This is a genomic window from Pseudomonas juntendi (assembly GCF_009932375.1).
In the GTDB taxonomy this organism is placed as follows: Bacteria; Pseudomonadota; Gammaproteobacteria; order Pseudomonadales; family Pseudomonadaceae; genus Aquipseudomonas; species Aquipseudomonas juntendi.
Map to the genome: position 1 here is coordinate 1 of NZ_BLJG01000380.1, position 1,543 is coordinate 1,543.

Genomic DNA, 1,543 nt, shown 5'->3' on the forward strand with positions numbered 1-1,543 from the left:
ACATCGAGCACACGTTTGCCCTTGAGATCCAGGTGGGGGGCCACGCGAGACCACTTCCAGTCGGAACGCCATTCGGTGTCGACGTGCACGCCGAACAGGTCGAACGGGCCTTTGCGCCAAGGTGACAGGCCCATCAAGGCCTGGCGCATCTGTGCACGGGTGGCCGCGTCGCAGTCGCAGTCCAGGCGCAGGCCGTTGACCAGGTCGACTTCACTCGGTTGCACGGCGGGCAAGGCTTCCAGCGCACCGCGCCAGCGGTCCAGGTCACCGTGGCCCTTTTCCAGCTTGGCTTGCAGTTGCGCTTGCAGGCCTTGCGACCAGGAAGCCAGGGGGGTACCCGCCAGGCGGCGGACCAGGGGAGACAGATCGATCATGGCAGGGCTATCAACGAGGCGAAGTTAAGGCATTGGAACCACGGCACCACTTTCGAGAAGCCGGCGGCAAGCAGGCGCTCCTGGTGGGTTTCGAGGGTATCGGGGCGCATCACATTTTCAATGGCGCTGCGTTTCTGGGCGATTTCGAGTTCGCTGTAACCGTTGGCCCGCTTGAAGTCCAGGTGCAGCTCATTGAGCAGGTCCTGGGCTTGTTCATCGGCGAAGCGCAGTTTTTCCGACAGGATCAACGCACCGCCGGGCAGCAGTGCCTGGCGGATGCGGGCAAGCAGTGCCAGGCGTTGATCGGGGGCGATGAATTGCAGGGTGAAGTTCATCGCCACCACCGAGGCGGGCTCGAAGGGGAGGGCGAGGATATCGGCTTCGAGCACCTGTACCGGCAACAGCTCCTGGAACATCGAGTCCTGGGCGGTTAGGTACTGGCGGCAGCGCTCGACCATGGCGGCGGAGTTGTCGACCGCGATCACCCGGCAGCCATCGCTGCGCACATGCCGGCGCAGCGACTGGGTAACCGCACCCAGCGATGCGCCCAGGTCGTAAAGAGCGGTATGCGGCTGGGCAAAGCGTGCGGCCAGCACACCGAGGTTTTCCACGATGGTTGGATACCCCGGCACCGAGCGCTTGATCATGTCTGGGAACACGCGGACCACGTCCTCGTTGAAGACGAAGTCGGGCACTTGCTCCAGGGGTTGGGCAAAAAGGCGGTCGGGTTGTTTGCTCACGGCGGATCCAGGCTGCGGGTGGTAGGCAAGGGCGGCATTCTAGCCAAACCGCGGCCTGGATGCATGATTGGCTGACCGGCGCTGCAGCTCAGTTGACCCGAAGGGCGCAATCGAAGGTTTGCACGGGCGCGACGTCGGTGGCCCAAGGCTGCTGGTAGACCATCACCAGCTTGCCTTCACCCCGGGCGTGGGCCTGGTAGCGCCAGGTGGACAAGCCCGAGCTGCCGACCATGCCTGTGTCGTCTGGCGCGCTGTAGACCTCGGGGCCAAGGCTGTGCAGTACACCGGCTGCCGGGTCCTGCACACGCCAACGGTAGCCGGTAGAGGGGTTGCTGGGCAGGCTCAGCGTAAGGTTCTGGCCAACCTGCAGGCGGATGGGGCACTCGCTTTCGGCGTCCAGTTCGACGGGTTGAGTGGGTTGTTGGGCGC

The 1,543-nt window shown here is 64.4% G+C and carries 3 protein-coding genes; all 3 read right to left on the minus strand.

Annotated features, from left to right (window positions below):
- A partial coding sequence (locus GYA94_RS26145) for a DUF1698 domain-containing protein (RefSeq protein ID WP_161893400.1) occupies positions 1 to 374 on the minus strand: 374 nt, incomplete at its 3' end.
- Positions 371 to 1,114 carry a carboxy-S-adenosyl-L-methionine synthase CmoA gene (gene cmoA / locus GYA94_RS26150; RefSeq protein WP_009684753.1) on the minus strand — a complete coding sequence of 248 codons (744 nt, stop codon included), beginning with the start codon at positions 1,112 to 1,114 and terminating at the stop codon, positions 371 to 373. The genes GYA94_RS26145 and cmoA, both read right to left, overlap by 4 nt.
- Before the next feature lie 88 nt (positions 1,115 to 1,202).
- Positions 1,203 to 1,543, minus strand: a 341-nt coding sequence (locus tag GYA94_RS26155) for a protease inhibitor I42 family protein (protein WP_161893401.1), incomplete at its 5' end; no start/stop codon positions are given.